A 17,324-nucleotide genomic window follows, 5' to 3' on the forward strand; every position below is an offset into this window, starting at 1 on the left:
GAATTTTCCTAATTACGAATTACGAATTACGAATTATGTTTTTATATTTTTCTAAACTATTGCCACTGTTTTTTTATCCTTTAGGATTAGCTAGTATCAGCTTGATAGTGGCTTTGGTGACTTTGTGGAAACGTCCACGTATCGCTGCGATCGCTATTAGTCTATCTTTAATTTTATTACTCCTGTGCAGTAATGCCTGGGTGGCTAAGTCTTTGGTGCGATCGCTAGAATGGCAAAATATCCCCCTTGCTCAAATACCCAATGCCCAAGCTATCGTGGTATTAGGTGGTGCCACAAAATCAGGTGTGTGGCCTCGTCCGACTGTTGATTTAAGTGAATCGGGAGATAGGGTTATTTATGCGGCTCAACTCTATCGGCAAAAAAAAGCGCCTACAATCATCTTAAGTGGTGGTCGCATTGATTGGCGTGGTAGTGGTTCCCCAGAGTCAACAGATATGGCCAGCATTCTCACATCTATTGGCATACCAGCCGAAGTAATAATTGAAGAACCAGATTCTTTAAATACTTATGAAAATGCTGTAAATGTCCGTAAAATTCTGGAAACTAGAGGTATAAAACAGGTATTATTAATAACTTCTGCTATGCATATGCCGCGATCGCTCAAAATCTTTCAACGTCAAGGTATTGATGTCATTCCTGCACCAACCGACTTTCTAGTTAGCAAAGGCGAATTTCAAGAACTCACCAACACTCCCAAAGCTGCCATACTAAATTTATTACCTGATACCAATAATTTGCACCAATTTACCAACGCCTTAAAAGAATATATTGGTAGTTTTATCTACCGTTTACGTGGCTGGTTATAATTCCTTACCTATTACCTATTACCTATTACCTATTACCTATTACCCATTACCCATCACCCATTACCAATGAGTAAAGAATTACCATTTATTGTCCCATCACCTCAATCAGAAGTTGATGAAACCTTTAGTAGCTACCAAACAACCCACCAGTTTTATCATGAAGTTCAAACACGTTCTGAATTTGAGCTTCATTGCCAATGGTATTACAAAACCGCAGCCCAAAATCGCAGAGACTTAGAAAAAATGCGCGGCGAACTGAATATTATGCAGTGGTTTTGTCGCCGCTAATAAATGAGTTAAAAACTGAAAATCAAAAGCCAAACCTCAAGGGGATTTCACTCCTGACTCCTCCCGTATTTAAATAACTTCTAATTCATCCTCGCGTAAATGAGCTTTAAATTTTTTACTAAACTGGACTAAAAGCGGAAAATTAGCACTCACAGGTCTACCTTGCCATTGGGTGACAATAGCAGCAATTTCGCCTTCTGTACCTTTGAGATCAAAAGCCTGGCTGCGATGCTCAGGGTGATGATAAACTATAACCGACTCTTTAACGCGGACGCGATCGCCAACTTTCATAACATTATTTATACCTAGCTTTTGCTCTTCCACAACTATCTCCACAGCCATGACTCATTGTATCTATTGAAGGTAGACGATTACTGTTACCAAGAGTCAGATGGCCATCTTCAGCGCCAAGCGGACTCAATGACTAAAATTGCCTCGCCTGGTTGATTTTACCATATCTCGGCAATGGCGAAATATTTAGCTTATTTGCGTTCAGGGCAGATTGTTTGTACATTTTGGGGAAGTTGCCGACAAATCCGCCCAAAAGATTGGGGATCTAGTTGCAACCAAGCAAATAAACCCAGACCTGTACCCCCTATCAGTAAAGCCAACAATCCGCCCACCATCACCAGATGCTTACCCAAATTTGTTTGTTTGACTGGAGTGGGTATTGATTCTTCAGTCAGATCCAGATTCAACAAAGCTTGTGAACTGTCTGCCAATTCTACTTCTGGAACTTCTATTTCTGAAGTTTCAATTTTTGGTGCTGTTATTACCAATTCCTTTGTTTCAACAGGTTCTAAGACCATTGGTGCAGGTGTAATTGGCACCAAATATGCTTGGGAGATCCGGCAAAGAGTTAGCACAACTGATGTATTATCTTGACCATTTTTTTCATTTGCCAGCTTTACCCATTTCTGGGCAGCATCTTCCACAGACAGCCTACCTGTTAATACTGGAATAGCGTAATCACGCCAAGATTTTTCTACCCAATTATGATCACTTAAACCATCGGAACAAAGTAACAAAATTCCGTCTTCTTCTAAAATAAATCGCTGGATGGAAAAGTGCAGAGATTCGGCTTCTTTGGTTCCTAATGCTTGGGTAAGGGCATTAGCATTGGGTATTTGCATTGCTTGACGATATAAACTTTGTCCCAGTTGGACTTCCCTCGTTGCTAAATCATCATCTATTGTTAGTAATTGGCAATAGTTGGGAGTTATCCAATAAGCACGACTATCACCAACATTAGCTACATAAAGTTCATGAGTATTGTCTGATTCCCACCCAGCATTTGTTACAATTCGTTGCGGTAATTGTATCGCCATGACTAAAGTCGTCGCCATGCGTTCTCTACCTTGGCGGTTTTGTTCGTCATTGCGTGACCAAATCATATTATTCACCACTCGCAAACTGGCTTCTAGTTGTTGCTGCAACAAATCAGGTGAAATTACTTCTTTTTGTTCTGCTACATCTTTTAACCAGGCACGGATTTGCAACTTCAGCGATTGCACTGCCAATTGACTAGCAACTTCACCACCTTCATGTCCGTCAATGCCATCACAAACAATTGATAATTTGGCCTGTAAATATTTATCTACATCACTAGAATCACTGGGGTAGCAGGCATCCTCATTATGTTTCATAATAGGGCCTGTATTTGTCACTCCTGCGATCGTTTGCATTAATGGCAATTCTGCTGCTGATGCTAACAACAGTTCATTGAGTTGATTGCTAATTGTTGCTAAATCTACTTGACTGTGGCACATTTTCTGGATGATGTTGCCTAAGCCTGTAGCAATTTCTGCTTTTGCCACTAATACCCACGACAGCCAAGATTCGCCCAAATCTTGTAAAGTTAGTTTTTCTGATGTTTGGTGCAGTTCTAAAAGGCGTACACACCAACCTTGAACACGTAAATTAGCTGGTGATAGCAAGCTTGCCGCTACTCCCAATTCTGATAAAGGTGTCCACAGTTGGAGAATTTGCCATAGCCAGTACAGCTGTCTGACTGCTTTTGCTTCTTCCCAAACTGAGGTAATGATGGGGTAGAAATTTCCTGTTTCATCTATAGGCGCATTTTCTAACAGCAGAATATCATGGGTGTCTTCTGTTGAAGAACTAGTAAATCCGTAAGGTTGAGGGATGTGTAAGCGTTCTGAATATAATTTTAGGTAGGGAATAACTTCTGGGGGTATTTCTGAGGGTATTTCTGGTGGTAGTGCTGGTTGAGTATCTAGCCAAATCTGCTGTGTAATTACTTCATATCTATCTGCAATCTTGGTGTGAGGGAGTATTTTTGCTGCTACTGGGCCGGTTGCCCAAACATAGCGGTAAGTTAGAGGAGTTCGACAACTGGCACAAACTTTATCTCCCACAGAGTTAATCGGTTGATTACAGTCTGGATTTGGACAATGAATGATCTGTTGAGTAGAAAGCATAATTGTATAAATTATAAAGAATAAATTTACGTTAAATTAATGTATCAATGAACGGAACACCGCAATAGACTATATTTTTATAACCTTGGTGAAGACTTGTTACTTAAATTTAATCAAAAATTTGGTTGTTCGAGATAGCAAGTTTTGATTTCAGTAAATTGTCAGTGTCTGATTGTATCTAACTTTAGATATGGATTTGTTAATTGAATGAGGTGTCTAGGATGACGCTATGCCAACTTTTACTGTAATTTGGCTACTGGCAGGATCGGTTTTGTGTTTAATGGAACTTTTTCTGCCAACGGCTTTTGTGGAATTCATGATGGGAATTAGTGCCTTTGTCGTGGCGCTATTGTCTTACTTGGGTTTGGGGAATGTATGGCTGCAAGTTGTTATTTGGCTGTTGTTTTCTAGTTTGCTGGTTGTTTTTTCCCGCAGGTTTCTGCAACCACAGCGACTCAAGTCCAAAATTACTGATGCAGTGATAGGAGAAACTTTAACAGAAATTCCGGTGGGACAAACAGGTCGGGTATTATACGAGGGAAATTCTTGGCGAGCAAGATGTGATGATGACAAACTCAGCGTACCACCATATCAAAGAGTTTATGTTGTTAGACGAGAAGGGACAACGTTGATTGTGATGCCAGAAAATATTTTGCATTCGTAGTTCTGAAATTTACTCACTACTCAGGAGAGTTAGCAAAATGAATGAGTTTTTATTGTTACTTGCTTTAACGTTTGGTGGTGGTACTGTGATATTCAAGTCGGTGAGGGTGATTAATCAGGGTGATGAAGTCTTGGTGCAAAGTTTGGGTCGTTATAAGGAAAAACTGGGGCCTGGCTTGAAATTTATTAATCCTTTTTTAGATAGCATTGTTTACAAACAAACTATTAGAGAAAAGGTTTTAGATATTCCGCCACAGCAATGTATTACTCGTGACAATGTTTCTATCAGTGTTGATGCGGTTGTTTACTGGCGAATTGTTGATTTGGAGAAAGCTTACTATAAGGTGGAGAATCTCCAGGCGGCAATGGTGAACTTGGTGCTGACGCAAATTCGCTCGGAAATGGGACAATTGGAGTTGGATCAAACTTTTACTGCCCGCACCCAAATTAATGAACTGCTGTTAAGGGAATTAGATATTTCTACTGATCCTTGGGGTGTGAAAGTTACGCGGGTGGAATTGAGAGATATTGTCCCGTCTAAGGCAGTGCAAGAATCAATGGAGATGCAAATGACGGCGGAAAGGCGTAAACGTGCCTTAATTTTAACTTCTGAAGGAGATAGAGAATCTGCCGTTAATAGTGCGAGGGGTAAGGCTGATGCCCAACTTTTGGATGCAGAAGCCCGTCAAAAATCGGTGGTTTTGCAAGCGGAAGCAGAACAGAAGGCGATTGTGTTAAAAGCCCAAGCGGAACGCCAGCAACAGGTTCTCAGGGCGCAAGCGATCGCAGAATCAGCAGAAATCATTTCCCAGAAAATCAAAAACAATCCAGATGCTTACAAAGCGGTGGAAGTGATGTTTGCTTTAGGTTATCTGGATATGGGCGCAGCAATTGGTAAAAGCGATAGTAGTAAGGTGATGTTTATTGATCCTCGCACTATTCCCGCTGCTTTTGAGGGTATGCGCTCTATTGTCTCCGATGTACCCACCGATTCTAATCCCCTATTTGGTAGAGAAATTCCCAGAGATAATAACCGCGCCAGTTAAAAGAGGGAACGGGGGAGATGAGGCAGATCAGGAGGTTAGTAACCCAATTACGAATTACGAATTACGAATTACGAATTACGAATTACGAATTACGAATTACGAATTACGAATTACGAATTACGAATTACGAATTATCAATTCCTTGATTTATCTGGCATTGGTTACACAAACCAAAAAATTCTAGGGTGTGGTAAAACACTTTAAATTTATGGCTGGACTGTAACTCGATTTCTAGTTCATGGACGGGACATTGATGAATTGGTATGGAGATACCGCATTGTAGGCAAGTTAGGTGATGTTTATCTTGCTGGGTTAGGCTGTAGAGGGCTTCACCGTTAGCCAAAGTCCGTACTTGTACTTTACCTTCAAGTTTGAGGGCTTCCAGTGAACGGTAAACTGTTGCTAAACCCATGTTTTGACTACGGTTACGTAGTTCTATGTACATATCTTGTGCGGAAATACCTTGTTTAATGTTTTTTAACAGGGTTAAAATCCGGTCTTGACTGCGGGTGCGTATGGCTCTCATACCAATTTTATTTTAGATTTTAGATTGGGAATATATTAGTATCATAGATAACTATTAAAAACTAGTATCTGTAGATTACACGTTTTTTATTCACTAACTGATAGATTAACTCTAGCGGCTGTGTGATTATATTTTCACCCAGTGGGGGCAAAAAGTTATAGTATAGCGATCGCAGCATTCAGCAAAAAGCCTAATGCAAAGGAAGTATCTAGCTAAAGTTTTCGTAACGCTTCGTCCTTCGGTCTTAGACCCCGCTGGTGTGGCTGTACAATCTGGCCTGAAGCAAATGGGATTCGACAACGTTGAACAAGTGCGTATTGGCAAGTACATGGAAGTCACTATTATCTCACCTGATGAGACGAAAGCACGTCAAGACATGAATCAAATATGTGACCAAATGTTAGCAAATCCAGTGATAGAAAATTATCGCTTTGATTTGATTGAAGTTGAATCACAAACTGGTGTTTTTTAGGTAATGGGTAATAGGTAATTGGTAATGGGTAATAGGTAAAAACTTTTGCCTTCTCTAATTTCCTATTCCCTATTCCCTGTTCCCTGTTCCCTGTTCCCTTGTAACCAATGAAATTCGGTGTTTTAGTTTTTCCAGGGTCTAATTGCGATCGCGACGTTGCTTATGTCACTAGAGACTTGCTAGGACAGCCAACGCGTATGATTTGGCATCAAGATACTGATATTAGTGATATAGATGTGGTGATTGTCCCTGGTGGCTTTAGCTATGGGGATTATTTGCGTTGTGGTGCGATCGCTCGTTTTTCGCCTGTGATGCAACAAGTGATTAACCATGCACAGAAAGGTAAATTTGTCCTGGGTATCTGCAACGGTTTTCAGGTATTAACTGAGGCTGGTTTATTACCTGGGGCATTAGCGAGAAATCAAGATTTGCATTTTATCTGCGATCGTTCTCCCCTCAAAGTTGAGCGTAATAATTTACCTTGGACTCAAGGTTATGCAGAGGGTGAAATTATTACTTTACCCATTGCTCACGGAGAAGGGAGATTTTATGCTGATAAAAAAACTTTAGCAGAAATTGAAAATAACGGTCAAGTTCTATTTCGTTACCAAGGGGAAAACCCCAACGGTTCATTAAACAGCATTGCAGGGATTTGTAATCTCCAAGGCAATGTTTTAGGAATGATGCCACATCCAGAAAGAGCAGCAGATAAAGCGTTAGGTAATAGCGATGGTTTGCGGTTGTTTCAGGGTTTATTGGGGAAAGTTGCAGCTTTGGTTTAAAAGATCCCCGGCTTCTTAGTGGAGTCGGGTATTTTTATATTTATCTTGTATGGACTTGTCAAGACGTATTTTTTTTAATTTGATGTATTAGATGTTAAATACAATTGATATATCCTTGCTTATATACTGAATAAAATATCAATAATTTTTACGCTTGTGTGATAACATTAAATTAGACGCAAATTTAGTGCGGAGTAATTCTCATGATTAATTTAAGTCGAGATATTCAGTCACTTTCAACCTTTAAACGCAATACTAATGAACTGATTAGTCAGATGAAAAAAACAGGAAATCCTGTAGTTTTAACAGTTAATGGAAAAGCAGAATTAGTAGTGCAAGATGCTGAAGCTTATCAAAAATTACTTGATGCTGTGGAAAAGTTAGAAACTCTCATCGGTATAAAAAAAGGATTAGAAGATATAGCAACAGGTAACACACAATCTCTAAATCAGTTTATCGAAGAAATGCAGAGAAAACATGGAATTTCAGGTTAAATTAACTGGTAATGCAAAACGAGAAATAGAAGCTATATATATTTGGCTCAAACAAGATAATCCTGATTATGCGGATCAATGCTTTAGGGATTTAATGGATACTATTGCTACTTTGCAAGATAAACCTAAACGTTGCGCTTTCGCTAGAGAAAATGATGATTTTCCTGAAGAAATAAGACAACTTTTATATGGGAAAGGAAGAAATAAATATCGTGTAATTTTTACTGTTGAAAAGGATATTGTCTATATTCTTTATGTTCGTCATAGCGCACAATCTTCAATAATATTCAATCCTCTTGATTTTGAGTAAAAACGATGGAAGGTTTTTCGGCATTGATGAATTTTGATATGAATTTCAAAAATGCTAAATCTTAAAAAACTTTTATTTTTTTGCCTCTTTGCGTGAAGTATATTCGTATTTTCAATCAGCAACGCCGTTTTTTCTACGACTTTAGCAATTACGGTACTCATGAAGGAAAACCGAATAAAAAGAAGACATCACCAGGACAAATGAGTCTGCCTTGGAATGAGTGGGAAGCAACAGACCCAGAAATTAAGGAAGTGGCAGACAAATTTGTTTTTGCGAATTGCTACGCAGAAGGAAGGGGGAGTACCAGGTATCGAAAACCGTAGAAACCTTGAAAATTCGTGGAAAAGTAGGATATAAAAAATATTTATGATTAGGCTGAAAGCTTTATATGTTACAGTCTACAAGTCTCTGCGCGAGAGAAGAGTTTCTCCCCCTCCCAGCTATCGATCCAAATCCTAACATTTTGTTTATGTTGTTTGGTAGGTGTCCGATAGGGGCTTTGATACTATATTTTACGCTTGACCACTCTAATGCGCTATACATTTTTCCCCAGTCTTTTCCTTGTGCTTCATAAATACGCTTTTGAACACTAAAACCAAAGCGACCATCACTATATTGTACCCAAAGTTGGTCAATAATGCGGAGGTCAGAACAAGGAAATTTTTGAATAGCATCAACATCTAAGTAGCCTTGACTTTCTTGGTTAGCTACCTTGAGCATCATTTTTGCTGTTTCTTCATCAGCCTCGCGCCAATTTCCAGCAGCTAAATGTTCTAAAAGTTGTTTGTATTGTTGTGGCCATTGGTCTTTGACAACCCTAATTCCTTGAATTTCTTGTCCTTCAGTGCGGTTTTCCTGAGTACAACAAGTAATATGTTGATCATCTTTTGCTGGATGATGTTCTGCTTCTGCTTCTGTTGGTAATCTATAGCGTATCATTTTGTTATCAAAATTAAAATTTAAACTCAACCATGCACAAAATCTATTAGCATCTTGAAAACTCATTCTAGTAACAGGTTGAGTACGAGAAATATATTGTACTTTAAAGTCAAACAAGTCAAATAACTGATATTCTGCAATTGTAATGTAGCCCTGATCAATTTCTTGTATTTCATTTATTCTTAATAAATTGTTTAGCCTTCTTGCTAATTTCACTCTTGCGGCTATTGTATAAATTTCTAGATCAGGAGATTCTAAACCAGCTTCAAGAATTTTTTCAAGTTGGTGCTGTGTTTGTGGTTCTACTTTTTTACTTTCTTTCAAACAATCATAAGCCAGAGTTAAGGAGGCAACAGTTTGATTTTGTAAAGCTGCTTGAATCAAACTTGTCGCATCACTTTGAGCAGCATAAAGGCGAATTGTTTCCGCCCACCAAGAATTACCAAAGTTATCAATTAATATTTTTTCTTGCTGCAACTCTTTCACCTCAGCCGCAGCTAAATATTCCTGAAAACTCAAATGAGAAAATTCAAAAATACCTTGTTCTCTTTCCACTATCAAACCACTAACATCTTTAACTTGTTCCAAAAATTCTGTTGGCGTTAGTGTAATATTCACTATTGTTTGTAGTTCACTAGCAATTAAATTCTCAAATTCTCCTGGTTCAAAAGTGCGAGTTTCTCTTTGCATCAAATCCAGTGCTAAAACTTGTAATACTGATTTATTTTGTTCAGATGTCAGAGGTGCTTTAATTTTCTTAGCTGCTTGTCGAGTTCCCAAAAGTAAATCACAAATTTTCTGATACAGTTCCACCCTGCGCCCTGGTAATGCACTACCACTATAATGAACAGTAGCAATCATTGTCACCAATAGTGGGTTTGTAGCCATATCAGCAATAGCACGATTATTAAGAATCCGCTCAATTAAATCTTCTGCATTTTTCTTGGCTTCTGCCTTTACTGCTTGATTATTTTTGCCAGCGCGACTTCTGATTTCAGTTTGCAGATACCAACTATTAATAAATAGTTTCATCTGTTCTAGAGTGAAGGGTAGAACTTTCAAAATAACTCCTACCTCATCCACAGGCGCACTACTATAACCATAAGGACGAGAAGTAATAATAAAAGCTGTTTGGCGATAAGTTGCCATTTGCTGATTTACCCATTCACTTACCCGCAAACGTTCATGACTATCAGCAACTTCATCCAGTCCATCCAACATTACTAAACATTTGCCATTTTTTAACTGTTGATTAAACCAGTAATCTGGTGGGTTGAGTTCAGCAAAAGCAGGTTGAGTTTTCAGGTGTTTAGTAATTAATTCTGGTAAATTCGGAGGTTGTGAACTGGTAATTTCTTCGCGGATATCACGCAGGTACAATAATACTGGTACTAATTTTGGTGCTTTATATTTGCCATGACCATTTTTGGCATAAGTCAAAGTTAAATGCTTTAACAGAGTTGTTTTACCATATCCAGGAGGTGCAATAACAGCCATGCAGCGATAACTATCTTCTTTAGAAATAGCGGCTAAAAAATTCCAAATTTCTTGATTTTCAAAATGATGAATGGTGTGTTGATTAGAAACCATTGCACCAGAAATATTTTCTAAATTACCTGTTTCAACTTTTAGCGGTACAAAGACATCTTCTAAATCCAACACAGGTAAACCAATTCTGAATCCTTCTGTTTTATAATCACAATAAATATCAACTAATAACCTTTCATATTTACTCTGAAATCCTGAAATACTTTTAATAACTTTACTCGGTAAATCGTCTACTTGTTTACCAACCCACTCTCCGGTTTGTTCACCTTTCTCCTCTGCCTTTTTTTCTAGGGTTTCCATAAATTTGCTGCTAAACTTCACCCATATAGATGAACCAGCAGTAAGAAAGGTGGAAATTATAGCTTGTGTCCATTGGTGACTAAGGAGAAAATGACCTGTTACACCGACTCCAGCGCCGGTAGGTAGCCATTTGACTAATGCCTGTGTAATCTTTTGCATCTGCTAGACTCAAAGGAAGGTATTTATATAGATATGGTTAAATACGTCTTTAATAAAAGAAGATACAATAATCTACTCATGAAAGTAGTAATTTTTCGGATTTATTTTCTTCCTTCGCGCTCTTTGCGTCTTCGCGGTTCATTTAATCCGTATTCTTAGTGCAAAGGGGGTAAAAACCAGTTTTTGGGTTTACAAGCGAAGCGGAAGTATACCGCAAACCCAGAGGCAGAGAAACTAATTTACGATCGCTATCTGGGTTAGTATATAAGAAACGTCTTAATTTTTCATAAAGTTTAATAATCTATCACTGGCAAAACAAACGATGGCAGCAGACTATCCAAACATTGATATTGCGCCATTTATCGACCACTCCCTCCTGTTACCAACTACTACCCCAGAACAGGTTGAGCAATGGTGTGAAGAAGCATACAGGTTTAACTTTGCGACAGTTTGCATACAACCCTGTTATGTTAGGCAAGCAGTTGAACTCCTCCACAACAAAAACCCCAAAGTCTGTACAGTCATAGGCTTTCCCACAGGTTCCACAACTTCAGCAGTCAAGTTCTATGAAGCTCAAGAAGCATTGGAAAATGGTGCATCTGAGTTAGATGTCATGATTAACTTGGGCTGGTTAAAAGCTGGCAAAACCGAAGAAGTTCACCGGGAAATTGCTACAATTTGTGAAGTAGCTGGGCAATGTGTCAAGGTAATTCTAGAAACTAGCCTACTCACAGACCCGGAGAAAAGAATAGCAGCAGAACTAGCTATGGATGCCGGTGCGGCTTTCTTAAAAACTAGTACAGGTTGGAACGGTGGTGCAACTGTAGCCGATGTGCAAATGTTGAAAGAAATCGCAAAAGATCGGGTAGGAATTAAAGCATCAGGGGGTATTCGCACCCACAACGATGCCCTCGACTTAATCATGGCAGGTGCTACAAGATTAGGCACATCTCGCGGTATAGATTTGCTCCGTCAGCGTAATCACGTAGAAAAGGAAAAAAGTGAGTAGTCATTAGAATTATCAATTGTCATTTATTTTGCTAATGACTAAATAAATAATGAGTAGAACCTACAAAGCAACTGGCATTAATCTCAAAACCCAAGCACTGGGAGAGTCAGATAAGATAGTGACAATTTTAACCAAGGAATTTGGATTAATTCGGGCGGTTGCTCCTGGGGCGCGTAAACATAACTCCAGCTTGGGTGGGAGAATTGGGATTTTTGTAGTTAATGAATTACTGATTTCCCAAGGAAAAAGTCTAGGAAATGCTACGCCAACACTCGATAAAATTACTCAAGCGCAAACTATAAAAACTTATCCAGGTCTAACTAAAGACTTAGGAAAATTAGCTGCTAGTCAATATTTAGCTGAAATTGTCCTCTGTCAGGCTTTAAGCGAACTACCCCAAACAGAACTTTATGACTTACTAGATGAACATCTCCAGCGATTAGAAGCCTTACCCAAAAGTCAAGGATTCGCTGTTGTCGCACATTTGGCGCATGGAGTCTTTCAATTTTTAGCTTTAGCAGGACTCACACCCCAAGTTCAAGTTTGTTGCTTAACTCAGCTTCCTGTCACCCCAGACTGGACAAATCCCAACTGGCAGGTAGGATTTAGTGTGCCGACAGGAGGGATAATTAGCTTAGAGGCTTGGAAAAGCTTACGCTCAGAAAGGGAAAAAGGGAAACGGGAAGATGGAGAGATCAGGAAAAAAAGTTCTCCCAATCCCCAATCCCCAAGCTATGAAACGGTTATCCATCAGCAAGACCTCCCTACAATTTCTAATCGTCTGAATGCAAAAGAACTGTTTATGCTTCAATATTTGTCGCAAACAGAGATAATGCAAATAGAGGCAGCCTCAGATTATGGCTGGTTATCTATTGAGCAGATTTTGCGACAGTACATTCAGTATCATTTGGATCGTCCTATTCGCTCTGCTACTTTGATTGATTCTTATTTTGCCGCCAACCATGATGCAATCGTCTGATTTGGATAAAAAAATCCTGCCTCTGTCACCCAGTCAAGCTAAAAACAATAGGGTATCAGAGAAGACAACACCCCATCAGCCCAGTGCTGTTTCCCAACCTAACCTTAATTCAATCAATAACCAAGAAATATCCCGAACAGATGTTTCTCAGGAAAAAAATGGAAATGTAGAAGTTTCATCTACTAATGTACCTACACCATTAGAACCACAATTTCAAACTAATGGCAAAGGTAATTCTACCCAAGAAATTCTAAAAGTAGTCACCCAACCAGAAACGACACAATTAAATGGATCTGGTGTAGGTGGGGGGAATACATCAAGTAATATTCAAAAACAAGGGTTTTTACCTGTATTAAAAAACCCGAATTTTCTGGCACTTTGGGGAGGGCAAGTTTTTTGCCAGCTGGCTGATAAAGTATATTTGGTATTGATGATTGCTTTGATTAATACCCAGTTTCAAAAGGGTGATCAGAGTATCAGTGGTTGGGTATCGGCGTTAATGATGGTTTTTACCATTCCCGCAGTCTTATTTGGTTCTGTGGCTGGTGTATTTGTAGACCGCTGGTCAAAAAAAGTTGTCTTGGTAGCAACTAATGTTTGGCGAGGTATTCTCGTGCTGGCAATTCCCTTGCTGTTGTGGTTAACCCATGATTGGCAACCTGTGGGAGTTTTGCCAGTGGGATTTTTGATTATCTTGGGTGTGACTTTTTTAGTTTCTACTTTGACACAGTTTTTTGCACCAGCAGAACAAGCGGTAATTCCTCTGGTAGTGGCAGAAGAACATTTACTTTCGGCTAATTCCCTGTACACAACCACGATGATGGCATCGCTAATTATCGGTTTTGCTGTGGGGGAACCGTTGTTGGCATTAGCTGATGGACTGTGGCTAAAACTGGTAGGTAGTGGTAGTGGTGGACTAGGTAAAGAAATTTTAGTCGGTGGCAGTTATGCGATCGCAGGATTAATTTTACTCCTACTCAACACTAAAGAAATACCCCATCCCCCAGAAACTGAATTTCCTCACGTTTTCTCTGACTTGCGAGACGGTTTCCTTTACCTCAAAGAAAATCATCGCATCCGCAATGCTATCGTACAACTAGTTATTCTCTTTTCTGTCTTTGCCGCTTTAACAGTTATCGCTGTTCGCATGGCAGAAATCATCCCCAACTTGAAAGCATCCCAATTCGGCTTTTTACTCGCATCAGGGGGAGTTGGTATTGCTGCCGGGGCAACAATTATCGGTCAATTTGGCCAACGCTTTTCCTATCGGCAACTTAGCTTTTGCGGTTGTCTAGGCATGGCAGCATCTTTGATAGGTTTGGGAATATTCACAACCCAGCTATGGATAGTGTTGTTGTTATTATCTCTTGTTGGTCTGTTTGGGGCTTTGGTAGGTATCCCCATGCAAACTGCTATTCAAACAGAAACCCCTCCAGAAATGCGCGGTAAAGTGTTTGGTCTGCAAAATAATGTTATCAACATTGCCCTTTCTCTACCCTTAGCATTAGCTGGTGTCGCTGAAACCTTTTTTGGACTACAGGTAGTCTTTTTGGGATTATCTGTAATTGTCTTTTCAGGAGGTATATTAACTTGGTATAACTCCCGTGATTAGTTATCAGGCTGAAAATCATCTATAACTTAGTGAAACAATTGGTTTTCGTGCTAAACTTAATCCAGCGAAAATTCATATAATACTTGCTGGGAATCACTTAAGATTATCCTGTTTAAGTTGTTATAAATTTAGCTAATTCACAACTTGCCAGCAAGATTTAATAAAGCCATAAAATCATTTGTTTATTGGCTTAAGTATAAGCTTTTAAACGATGGTATGGCTGCTACTCATCATGATCTAGCAGGACTAATAAACGTAAGTATTCATGGCTAGAGAATACTTCAAATCAGGAGAATAAAGGCTTTTTGGGTCAACCTTGATGATTTTGATCAAGTATCACTTCTTTCTATTCCTGATTTCATAAGCATTCTGACTCCTGAATTCTTACTAATAAACAGGTTTGAAAGACCCTTAGTGTCTGTAGATTGGTGTAAGCCGTATTTTATGATAACGGTGTGTTCTCATTTAACTGACAACCGTTATAAAATCTTCAGCAAGGACTACAGAATAAAAATAGCTAAGTATAAAAAACAAATAATTTAAACTAAACTAAACCCGCTTTTATTCACAGCTAATCAAAGAATGCGTATAGCCTGGATTGGAAAAAAAACGCCCTTTTGCGGCAATGTCACTTACAGTAGAGAAATTACCAATGCTTTGCTAGATAGGGGACATCAAGTTAGCTTTCTTCACTTTGCCCAAGAAGAATCTCAACCCCAAAATTGGCCTAATTGTCAAGAAGTTTCCTTACCCTTCATTTATAAATCTCAAGTTTATACTATTCCCACTTTTAAAGCGACTAAGGTTTTAACTGAGTCGTTGCGAGAAATCAAGCCAGATATAGTTCATGCTTCTTTAACTTTATCGACACTAGATTTTGTTTTACCAGAAATTTGCCAAGAATTAAACTTGCCTTTAGTTGCTACTTTTCATACTCCATTCGCTGGCAAAGGGGCAAAATTAATATCCGGCACACAAATTTTGGCTTATCAGCTATACGCACCTTTCTTAGATCACTATGATCGGGTAATTATTTTTTCCCAAATTCAACGGGAATTATTAGCACGCATGGGAGTTAGGGAAGAAAAATTGGCTGTGATTCCCAATGGTGTTGATACTGTTAAATATTCTCCCGGTATTTCTAAAATCAAAGCAGAATTTGATGCCGAACGCTTGTTTGTGTATCAAGGGCGTATTGCAACGGAGAAAAATGTTGAACCCCTACTACGCGCTTGGAAGCAGTCGGATATGGGAGTTAATAGTAAATTATTGATTGTGGGTGATGGCCCGTTAAAACCTTCATTAGAGCCATTTTATGGACAGGAAGATGGCATCATTTGGTTAGGATTTATAGCAGATGAGAATCGGCGCATTGAAATTTTAAGGGGCGCTGATGTATTTATTTTGCCCTCTTTGGTAGAGGGTTTGTCTTTATCTCTGCTGGAGGCCATGTCCTGTGGTTTAGCTTGTTTAGCTACGGATGTAGGTGCAGATGGGGAAGTGTTGGAAAAGGGCGCAGGTGTCATTATTAGCACTAAAACAGTGCGATCGCAACTCAGAACCCTTTTACCACTGTTCCAAGATCATCCAGAGTTAACAACTTTATTAGGTCAAAAAGCGAGAAATAGAGTATTAGAGCGTTATACCCTCAGTGATAATATCACCCGTTTAGAAGAACTTTATACTAAAATATTAGCACAACAACCTTTAACAATCAGTTGGGGTACTTAAAAATAAAAACTTTTCCATCTCTGCCTTGCCAACAACTATTAACTAAGCAGGTCATAGTACATCATGAAAATAATGCTAATGGGATATTATGGCTATAGAAATATAGGTGATGATCTATTTGTCCAACATTTAACTAATTTTTTTAGCAAGAAAGAAGCGGTTGAAAAAGTATTTTTAATTTGCAATGACAACTATTATGAAATCAGCAGCAAAAAGATTTCTCTATTTCATCATTTCCAATTATCAAAAATAAAAAGATTATTTCTTTTATGGCAAAGTGACTGCGTAGCTTGGGGAGGAGGTACTTTAGGATTAAGCAGTGTACCCAAGAATTTATCGACTCTGCAAACTTTAGCTAAATTATTAGGTAAGCGGTTTTGTTTTCTAGGCATAGGCCTAGAAAGTATGAATGCAGGAGAAAAGCAGGATGTAACTAATTTTTTCAAACAGGCAGATTTGTTATATGTTAGAGATAATAATTCCTATGAATTGGTAAAAGAAAAGCTGAAATTTACTAATTCTTGTTGTCTAGGTGGTGACTTAGCATTTTTAGATTTAAGTTATTATGAAGAATTTATTCATCGAACTAAAACGGCAAATTCTTTAAGTAATATATCCTTCTCTGGTAAACATTGGTGGGGTGATAGTAGAGCCGAATTTTATGCCCAGCAATTAATCCCACTAATCGAAAAATACAATTCTGTAATCCATTTACTACCAGGACATATGGGTAGTGAACAGAATGATAATAAATTCCATGAATTACTGAAAAAATATTTACCTACCCAAAATTGCCAACTACATTCATGGGATAAACCAGAAGATTTTTTGCAAATTCTGAGTCAAATGGATTTTCACTTTGGCAATCGTCTTCATTCTATAATACTGGCAGATATATTAGGAGTTCCTAGTATAGGAATATCTGCTGATCCTTCCAAAATCAGTAACTATATCAATAAAACAGAAATGTTATCTAGAGAAAGAATAGTAGATTTTATGGAAGTATTAACCATAGAACGGATCGAAAAAATATTTCAAGAATACAAAAGACCGGAAGAGTTTATTATCAACGAATCAAAAACAGCTCAAGAAAGTTTAGAAAGAATTTTTCATATATAAAGTACAGTCATCATTGAGCTTAAATACCTCGCTCCTGATGAGCGGGGTATTTGTTATTTCTGTACCCTAGCCATTAGCT

19 protein-coding genes are annotated in these 17,324 nt (G+C 38.5%); 15 read left to right on the plus strand and 4 right to left on the minus strand.

What is annotated here, in order from left to right:
• Positions 1-35: 35 nt before the first annotated feature.
• Together ACOWPH_RS13485 and ACOWPH_RS13490 are read left to right on the plus strand one after the other, a co-directional pair.
• Complete coding sequence (locus ACOWPH_RS13485) at positions 36-827, plus strand: YdcF family protein (protein WP_015215886.1); 792 nt, start codon at positions 36-38, stop codon at positions 825-827.
• A 66-nt stretch (positions 828-893) separates the two neighbouring features.
• Positions 894-1,115, plus strand: a complete 222-nt coding sequence (locus ACOWPH_RS13490; RefSeq protein WP_015215887.1) for a hypothetical protein — start codon at positions 894-896, stop codon at positions 1,113-1,115.
• A 69-nt stretch (positions 1,116-1,184) separates the two neighbouring features.
• Here the strand turns inward: ACOWPH_RS13490 and ACOWPH_RS13495 are convergent, their stop codons facing one another.
• On the minus strand, positions 1,185-1,457 hold the full coding sequence (locus tag ACOWPH_RS13495) for a ferredoxin-thioredoxin reductase variable chain (RefSeq protein ID WP_015215888.1): 273 nt from the start codon (positions 1,455-1,457) through the stop codon (positions 1,185-1,187).
• Between the two features lie 140 nt (positions 1,458-1,597).
• Positions 1,598-3,556 (minus strand): PP2C family protein-serine/threonine phosphatase, encoded by a 1,959-nt coding sequence (locus ACOWPH_RS13500; RefSeq protein ID WP_015215889.1) that lies wholly within the window; start codon positions 3,554-3,556, stop codon positions 1,598-1,600.
• Between the two features lie 229 nt (positions 3,557-3,785).
• On the opposite strand from ACOWPH_RS13500, the gene ACOWPH_RS13505 reads away from it, so the two are divergent.
• The 3 genes from ACOWPH_RS13505 to ACOWPH_RS13515 are packed head-to-tail and all read left to right on the plus strand — an operon-like array spanning position 3,786 to position 5,411.
• Positions 3,786-4,220, plus strand: a complete 435-nt coding sequence (locus ACOWPH_RS13505) for an NfeD family protein (RefSeq protein WP_015215890.1) — start codon at positions 3,786-3,788, stop codon at positions 4,218-4,220.
• A 37-nt stretch (positions 4,221-4,257) separates the two neighbouring features.
• Positions 4,258-5,265, plus strand: a complete 1,008-nt coding sequence (locus ACOWPH_RS13510; protein ID WP_015215891.1) for an SPFH domain-containing protein — start codon at positions 4,258-4,260, stop codon at positions 5,263-5,265.
• 17 nt (positions 5,266-5,282) lie between these two features.
• Complete coding sequence (locus ACOWPH_RS13515) at positions 5,283-5,411, plus strand: hypothetical protein (protein WP_422665734.1); 129 nt, start codon at positions 5,283-5,285, stop codon at positions 5,409-5,411.
• Here the strand turns inward: ACOWPH_RS13515 and ACOWPH_RS13520 are convergent.
• Positions 5,390-5,791, minus strand: a complete 402-nt coding sequence (locus ACOWPH_RS13520) for a Fur family transcriptional regulator (RefSeq protein WP_015215892.1) — start codon at positions 5,789-5,791, stop codon at positions 5,390-5,392. The two genes, ACOWPH_RS13515 and ACOWPH_RS13520, sit on opposite strands and share 22 nt — an antisense overlap.
• 193 nt (positions 5,792-5,984) lie before the next feature.
• On the opposite strand from ACOWPH_RS13520, the gene purS reads away from it, so the two are divergent.
• From purS to ACOWPH_RS13545, 5 genes are all read left to right on the plus strand, one after another.
• On the plus strand, positions 5,985-6,263 hold the full coding sequence (gene purS, locus ACOWPH_RS13525; protein ID WP_015215893.1) for a phosphoribosylformylglycinamidine synthase subunit PurS: 279 nt from the start codon (positions 5,985-5,987) through the stop codon (positions 6,261-6,263).
• Between the two features lie 107 nt (positions 6,264-6,370).
• Positions 6,371-7,045, plus strand: a complete 675-nt coding sequence (gene purQ / locus ACOWPH_RS13530; protein WP_015215894.1) for a phosphoribosylformylglycinamidine synthase subunit PurQ — start codon at positions 6,371-6,373, stop codon at positions 7,043-7,045.
• Between the two features lie 203 nt (positions 7,046-7,248).
• Positions 7,249-7,539 carry a type II toxin-antitoxin system Phd/YefM family antitoxin gene (locus ACOWPH_RS13535; RefSeq protein ID WP_015215895.1) on the plus strand — a complete coding sequence of 97 codons (291 nt, stop codon included), beginning with the start codon at positions 7,249-7,251 and terminating at the stop codon, positions 7,537-7,539.
• On the plus strand, positions 7,523-7,849 hold the full coding sequence (locus ACOWPH_RS13540) for a type II toxin-antitoxin system RelE/ParE family toxin (RefSeq protein WP_015215896.1): 327 nt from the start codon (positions 7,523-7,525) through the stop codon (positions 7,847-7,849). The genes ACOWPH_RS13535 and ACOWPH_RS13540 overlap by 17 nt, the downstream gene beginning before the upstream one ends.
• 80 nt (positions 7,850-7,929) lie before the next feature.
• Positions 7,930-8,172 (plus strand): hypothetical protein, encoded by a 243-nt coding sequence (locus ACOWPH_RS13545; protein WP_422665735.1) that lies wholly within the window; start codon positions 7,930-7,932, stop codon positions 8,170-8,172.
• Positions 8,173-8,233: 61 nt separating this feature from the next.
• Here the strand turns inward: ACOWPH_RS13545 and ACOWPH_RS13550 are convergent, their stop codons facing one another.
• Entirely contained in the window at positions 8,234-10,795 is a 2,562-nt protein-coding gene (locus ACOWPH_RS13550) for a GUN4 domain-containing protein (protein ID WP_015215898.1), read from the minus strand.
• Positions 10,796-11,117: 322 nt separating this feature from the next.
• On the opposite strand from ACOWPH_RS13550, the gene deoC reads away from it, so the two are divergent.
• From deoC to ACOWPH_RS13575, 5 genes are all read left to right on the plus strand, one after another.
• A complete protein-coding gene (deoC, locus tag ACOWPH_RS13555) occupies positions 11,118-11,804 on the plus strand; it encodes a deoxyribose-phosphate aldolase (protein ID WP_015215899.1) in 687 nt (228 codons plus the stop codon).
• 49 nt (positions 11,805-11,853) lie between these two features.
• Complete coding sequence (gene recO, locus ACOWPH_RS13560) at positions 11,854-12,783, plus strand: DNA repair protein RecO (protein ID WP_015215900.1); 930 nt, start codon at positions 11,854-11,856, stop codon at positions 12,781-12,783.
• Positions 12,770-14,395 (plus strand): MFS transporter, encoded by a 1,626-nt coding sequence (locus ACOWPH_RS13565; RefSeq protein ID WP_042466093.1) that lies wholly within the window; start codon positions 12,770-12,772, stop codon positions 14,393-14,395. Before recO ends, ACOWPH_RS13565 begins: the two co-directional genes overlap by 14 nt.
• A 582-nt stretch (positions 14,396-14,977) precedes the next feature.
• A complete protein-coding gene (locus tag ACOWPH_RS13570; RefSeq protein ID WP_015215902.1) occupies positions 14,978-16,126 on the plus strand; it encodes a glycosyltransferase family 4 protein in 1,149 nt (382 codons plus the stop codon).
• Positions 16,127-16,189: 63 nt separating this feature from the next.
• Complete coding sequence (locus ACOWPH_RS13575; RefSeq protein ID WP_015215903.1) at positions 16,190-17,245, plus strand: polysaccharide pyruvyl transferase family protein; 1,056 nt, start codon at positions 16,190-16,192, stop codon at positions 17,243-17,245.
• Positions 17,246-17,324 lie beyond the last annotated feature (79 nt).

Origin of the sequence: Anabaena sp. PCC 7938 (assembly GCF_049315035.1) — a bacterium.
Lineage (GTDB): Bacteria > Cyanobacteriota > Cyanobacteriia > Cyanobacteriales > Nostocaceae > Anabaena > Anabaena cylindrica.

Coding starts and splice junctions, on each gene's coding strand:
- ACOWPH_RS13565 (WP_042466093.1), top strand. CDS start 12,770: ATGCAATCGTCTGATTTGGATAAAAAAATCCTGCCTCTGTCACCCAGT.
- ACOWPH_RS13540 (WP_015215896.1), top strand. CDS start 7,523: ATGGAATTTCAGGTTAAATTAACTGGTAATGCAAAACGAGAAATAGAA.
- ACOWPH_RS13520 (WP_015215892.1), bottom strand. CDS start 5,791: ATGAGAGCCATACGCACCCGCAGTCAAGACCGGATTTTAACCCTGTTA.
- ACOWPH_RS13570 (WP_015215902.1), top strand. CDS start 14,978: ATGCGTATAGCCTGGATTGGAAAAAAAACGCCCTTTTGCGGCAATGTC.
- ACOWPH_RS13495 (WP_015215888.1), bottom strand. CDS start 1,457: ATGGCTGTGGAGATAGTTGTGGAAGAGCAAAAGCTAGGTATAAATAAT.
- ACOWPH_RS13515 (WP_422665734.1), top strand. CDS start 5,283: ATGAGGCAGATCAGGAGGTTAGTAACCCAATTACGAATTACGAATTAC.
- ACOWPH_RS13510 (WP_015215891.1), top strand. CDS start 4,258: ATGAATGAGTTTTTATTGTTACTTGCTTTAACGTTTGGTGGTGGTACT.
- ACOWPH_RS13485 (WP_015215886.1), top strand. CDS start 36: ATGTTTTTATATTTTTCTAAACTATTGCCACTGTTTTTTTATCCTTTA.
- ACOWPH_RS13575 (WP_015215903.1), top strand. CDS start 16,190: ATGAAAATAATGCTAATGGGATATTATGGCTATAGAAATATAGGTGAT.
- ACOWPH_RS13490 (WP_015215887.1), top strand. CDS start 894: ATGAGTAAAGAATTACCATTTATTGTCCCATCACCTCAATCAGAAGTT.
- ACOWPH_RS13535 (WP_015215895.1), top strand. CDS start 7,249: ATGATTAATTTAAGTCGAGATATTCAGTCACTTTCAACCTTTAAACGC.
- ACOWPH_RS13550 (WP_015215898.1), bottom strand. CDS start 10,795: ATGCAAAAGATTACACAGGCATTAGTCAAATGGCTACCTACCGGCGCT.
- recO (WP_015215900.1), top strand. CDS start 11,854: ATGAGTAGAACCTACAAAGCAACTGGCATTAATCTCAAAACCCAAGCA.
- purS (WP_015215893.1), top strand. CDS start 5,985: ATGCAAAGGAAGTATCTAGCTAAAGTTTTCGTAACGCTTCGTCCTTCG.
- deoC (WP_015215899.1), top strand. CDS start 11,118: ATGGCAGCAGACTATCCAAACATTGATATTGCGCCATTTATCGACCAC.
- ACOWPH_RS13500 (WP_015215889.1), bottom strand. CDS start 3,556: ATGCTTTCTACTCAACAGATCATTCATTGTCCAAATCCAGACTGTAAT.
- ACOWPH_RS13505 (WP_015215890.1), top strand. CDS start 3,786: ATGCCAACTTTTACTGTAATTTGGCTACTGGCAGGATCGGTTTTGTGT.
- purQ (WP_015215894.1), top strand. CDS start 6,371: ATGAAATTCGGTGTTTTAGTTTTTCCAGGGTCTAATTGCGATCGCGAC.